The organism is Phenylobacterium sp. (assembly GCF_030697305.1).
Taxonomy (GTDB): Bacteria; Pseudomonadota; Alphaproteobacteria; order Caulobacterales; family Caulobacteraceae; genus Phenylobacterium.
Map to the genome: position 1 here is coordinate 1 of NZ_JAUYQL010000037.1, position 4,354 is coordinate 4,354.

Here is a 4,354-nt window from a genome sequence, read left to right on the forward strand (position 1 = left end):
AGCCTTCCAACCCCTTCGAACGCGCCAGCCCCTGGGGCCGCGCGCGGCAGGCGCCGTTCCGCATCGGCGCGCTGCCGCAGTCGGGCTCCCGCGCGCCGCCGCCTCGGCCCGCAACGCCGCCGCCAGGCGAGATACAGCGCGCCGCGCCGGCACGGCTGAGCGGCCGGGGGATCCTGTCTGGATCGTTGATCCCGATCCGCGCCGCGCCGGCGTCTCAACCACTCGCTGCACCGGCGCCGATGGCCCAGGAACCTCAGCCGTCAGCGGCCGTCGCCCGCGCTCCGGGGGAGCTCGAGCCTTCTGTGGCGCATCGGCCGACCGCCCTCGCGCCCATCCCATCTGAGCGCGCAGCGTCTGTGCCGGAGGCCGCGCCACCGGTCTTCGCTCCCCAGCGTCCGGCTACGCGGCGCCCACGTCGCCGGCTGCCGCTGCTGCCGCTTGCGGCGGCTGTGGTGGTGATCCTCGTGGTGGTCGTCCAGGCTGTCGCCGTGCTCGGGGGCCGGCGAGGGGAGGCTGCCCGGCCAGGGGCCACGATGGCGCCGCCGCCGCCCGCAGGCTCCGTGGCGTCCGGCGGCCCGGCGCCCATCAGCCGGCCCCCCCTCCCACAGGCCGCCGCACTCCCGGCGGGCTTAGTGTCGGACCGATCGCATCCCGCCCCGATTCCGGTTGCTGCGCGTACGCCCACGCCGCCCGTCAAGACCGCGGCTGCGCCGCCCACAGATGGCGCGGAACCGCGCGCCGTGACGATCTTGCCCGCACCGCTGGTTGTGCCGCCCGCAGGGCAGCCGCCGGTGATCACGCCTGCCACGCCTCCGCCGTCCCCTGATCCTGAGGCCCCAATGGTCACCCAGGCGCCGGAGCTGCGCTGACCTCGCGGCTGTACCCTGATGAACGTCTCGGAGAGATTCTCGTCACTGCTGAAGAAAACCAGAACATCGCCTGTGGCAGGCGCGGCTCACCTTGTAGCTATGAGGATTCACGTTCCGTCAGTTTTATATTGCGGTGCAACATAACTGCGGCGTTGAGCCTGATTTAAGCACCTAACCGCCCCTACGTCATTGTGCGCCGCCGCATTCTTTGTCGGGGAGGGACCCTACTTGGCCTAAACGGCCCGATCACCCCTTGACGCCTTAACAAGGGGTTGCCAAAGGACCGGAGCCGCACGGCTACCCAGCGGTAAGATTTCGTGGTTCCCGAGGGGACTCGAAGTTGCGCGCCTTCGTAACGTCGATCTTCAGCGCTGCTGAAGAAAGCGGTGCGGGTCGGCGCAGCGACGGCGGCTCTGTCGACCTGGTTCGGTTTCGGATCGGGCCGGCGGGCTTGTTTTCAACTGGGGTGGAGACGCTCTCGCGCGACGACCCCTCGGTCCAACGTGCTAGACCAATCAGGAACTGGCGACAGATGCTCGACAACAAACGGACGACCCCTTTCATCGCCCTGCTCGGCGCAAGTGCGCTGTTGGGGAGTGCGCCGGCGTTCGCCCAGAGCGCCGCTCCTGCGGCCGCTCCGGCTGCTGACGCTGCTGCTGCTCCCGCCGCGGCCCCGGCCGACGCTGCTGCGGCGCCTGCCGCTGACGCCGCCGCTGCTCCGGCCGCGGACGCCCCCGCCCCCGCCGCTGAGGCGGCGCCCGAGACCATCAAGCATGCCGGCAAGCTGACCGTCATGACGATGTTCATGGACGCCCAGCCGGTGGTTAAGGTGGTCATGATCGGCCTGGTTCTGGCCTCGATCTTCTCGTGGACCCTGTTGGTCACAAAGATGCTCGAGTTCGGCGCGCTGAACAAAGCCTCCGACCGCTTCGTCGAAGCGTTCCGCGGCGCCCGCTCGATCAGCGACATGGGCAAGATCGCCACCGCTGAAGAATTCGAGGGCAACCCAATGGCCGATATGGCCGCCGCGGCGGCTCAGGAAGTCGAGCTATCGCGTCAGGCTGGCCTGTCGGTCAGCGGCGAGCACCGCGACTCCACCATCCAGCGCGCCATGTCGGCGGTTGGCGCGGTGCAGTCCTCCCTCGCCAAGCGCCTGTCCAGCGGCATGCAGTTCCTGGCCTCGGTTGGTTCTTCGGGTCCGTTCATCGGCCTGTTCGGCACCGTCTACGGGATCATGAACTCGTTCATCGGCATCGCGAACACCAACACCACCAACCTGGCCGTCGTCGCCCCCGGCATCGCCGAGGCGCTGCTGGCCACCGGCATCGGCCTCTTCGCCGCCATCCCGGCGGTTATCTTCTACAACTACTTCCAGACCCGTATCTCCGCCTACGGCGCGCGTACGGATGGGTTCGTGGCTGAATTGATGAACGCCATCTCCCGGCAGCTCGACAAAGGGGCCTAAGTCACATGGCCGCTAAACTCTCAGGATCTGGGGGCGGCAAAGGTGGCGTTGATGCGATGAGCGAGATCAACGTCACGCCCTTCGTGGACGTGATGCTGGTTCTCCTGATCATCTTCATGGTGGCCGCACCTCTGGCCAGCGTGACGGTGCAGGTCGTTCTGCCTCCCGCCGTCTCCAAACCGGGCACCAACCCGCCCAAGCCGGTCTATATCTCGATCCAGAATTCGGGTCGGCTGTACATCGGGGACTTCGCGACGGACCTGTCTACTCTGGGCGACGATCTCCGTAAGTCGATCGGGACCAAGCGTAACCCGGGCAAGGAGCGGATCTTCATCCGGGCCGACAAGGACGTCATGTACGGCGACTTCATGGGCGTCATGAACATGCTCCAGGACAACGGCTTCTACAGCGTCGCGCTGGTCGGCGAAGACAAGCAGAGTTGATCGGGGCAGCGCATGACAGACATCAGTCACCACAACCCGTTCGATGAGCCGGTAAGGAAGAAGGCCAACAAAGGCATCGTGGTCGCCATCATCGGCTCGGTGCTGGTTCACGTCGGCCTCGGCGTCTATCTCTGGAAAACGAAGTTCGAGCCGACATACAAGGAATATCAGGACGACATTACCGACGTCGCCCTGATCAAGCCTGCGCCGCCTCCGCCTCCGCCTCCGCCGCCTCCGCCGCCGAACACGCCTCCGCCGCCGCCGCCGAAAATCCAGCCGAGGCCTCCGGTCTCTGCACCGGATCTTCCGTCGACGATCCCGCCGCTGCCGCTTCCTCCCGTTGAAAAGCGGGTCGAGCAGCCCGCGCCGCCGGCTCCGGCCCCGGCCGAGCCTGTGCGTCCGACGGTGATCCAGAACCCGGATTGGCAACGCAAACCGAGCGGCGAAGATATCGCCCGCTACTATCCGGAACGCGCGCAGCGGATGAACGTGGAGGGGCGTGCGACGCTCAACTGCACGGTCAACGCCAAGGGTGGCCTGGAAGCCTGTTCGATTGTCTCGGAAGACCCGAGCAATCAGGACTTCGGCACCGCCGCCATGCGGATGTCCCGGCTGTTCAAGATGCGGCCCATGACTCGCGACGGCACTCCGGTGTCGGGCGGTTCGGTCCGGATCCCGATCGTGTTCAAATTGCCGCAAGGCTAGTTCGGATCACGACCGGCGACGGCCTTTACAATCGACCCCGGAAGCCTGCGCTTCCGGGGTCTTTTTGTTGCGTAACGCGGCGGGCAAGCACTGCTTGATCGCCGCGGCCCTCGCGACTAGAACCTGTCCCTCGCGTCGGGCCGCCTTAGCTCAGTTGGTTAGAGCGCTAGATTGTGGATCTAGAGGTCCCCCGTTCAAACCGGGGAGGCGGTACCACGCGAAGGCCGTTGATTGAGCGGCAGAATTATCCGCGCAGCGCCACGACGGTGTCGGAGCTGTTAGACGCTTTTAGACACCCGTTAGACATTTCGCGTTCGAGCGGCGTTCCGCCAATGCGTTCCCGCAGCGCCGCGATCAGCGCCGCACCATCATCAGACATTTGCAATCGGCTCGCCTGGCGGCGATAGACCGCGAAGGAGTTCGGGCTCCCGTGGCCCATCAGCGCGCCGCCCTGGGCGTCCGTGCAGCCCGCCAGGGCCGCTTCGACGCCGAACGTGTGACGCAGGCCATGCAGATCGTACGCGGCCGTAGCGAGCTTCCCTTCGGCATGGAGGGTAGCGATGAGTTTCGCGAGTTCCTGCCCGAGCCCGTCTTCGGTGTAGGGCCGGCCGGAAATGTTGTAGACCAGGGTCTTCGTCGGCAGCCGGAACACGCCCAGCCGGCGCTGTTGGCCGGCTTGCCAACGAGACAGCGGCTGGGTCGCCGGCGTGGCGTCGAGCCACGCCGTCAGCAGCGGGTCCTCAGGCATATCGACGACGACCTTGCGCTTGCCTGAGAGCCAGGAGATCCGACCGTTGTGGCGCGACGCGCTGAGCAGTCGCACGATGTCTCCGCGGCGCGCGCCGGCGTACCGGCCAATCGCCACGCCGCGC

Annotated in this window: 3 protein-coding genes, 1 tRNA gene and 1 pseudogene; 4 read left to right on the forward strand and 1 reads right to left on the reverse strand. The window is 66.8% G+C overall.

Features of this window, described 5'->3' with window-relative positions:
- Positions 1-1,401: 1,401 nt before the first annotated feature.
- The 4 genes from Q8R27_RS04125 to Q8R27_RS04140 all read left to right on the forward strand — a co-directional run bounded on the left by Q8R27_RS04125 (position 1,402) and on the right by Q8R27_RS04140 (position 3,698).
- Positions 1,402-2,334: a MotA/TolQ/ExbB proton channel family protein gene (locus tag Q8R27_RS04125; protein ID WP_305697813.1), complete on the forward strand. Its 933-nt coding sequence runs from the start codon at positions 1,402-1,404 to the stop codon at positions 2,332-2,334.
- Positions 2,335-2,339: 5 nt separating this feature from the next.
- Complete coding sequence (locus Q8R27_RS04130) at positions 2,340-2,777, forward strand: biopolymer transporter ExbD (RefSeq protein ID WP_305597864.1); 438 nt, start codon at positions 2,340-2,342, stop codon at positions 2,775-2,777.
- A gap of 78 nt (positions 2,778-2,855) precedes the next feature.
- Positions 2,856-3,482, forward strand: a complete 627-nt coding sequence (locus tag Q8R27_RS04135; protein ID WP_371134644.1) for an energy transducer TonB — start codon at positions 2,856-2,858, stop codon at positions 3,480-3,482.
- Between the two features lie 139 nt (positions 3,483-3,621).
- Positions 3,622-3,698, forward strand: a tRNA-His gene (locus Q8R27_RS04140).
- A gap of 28 nt (positions 3,699-3,726) precedes the next feature.
- Here Q8R27_RS04140 and Q8R27_RS04145 read toward each other — a convergent pair.
- Positions 3,727-4,354, reverse strand: a pseudogene (locus Q8R27_RS04145) (hypothetical protein); the annotation flags it as partial.

Excerpts from the sequence above, each read along its gene's own strand:
- Q8R27_RS04125 (WP_305697813.1), top strand. The coding sequence starts at position 1,402 with ATGCTCGACAACAAACGGACGACCCCTTTCATCGCCCTGCTCGGCGCA.
- Q8R27_RS04130 (WP_305597864.1), top strand. The coding sequence starts at position 2,340 with ATGGCCGCTAAACTCTCAGGATCTGGGGGCGGCAAAGGTGGCGTTGAT.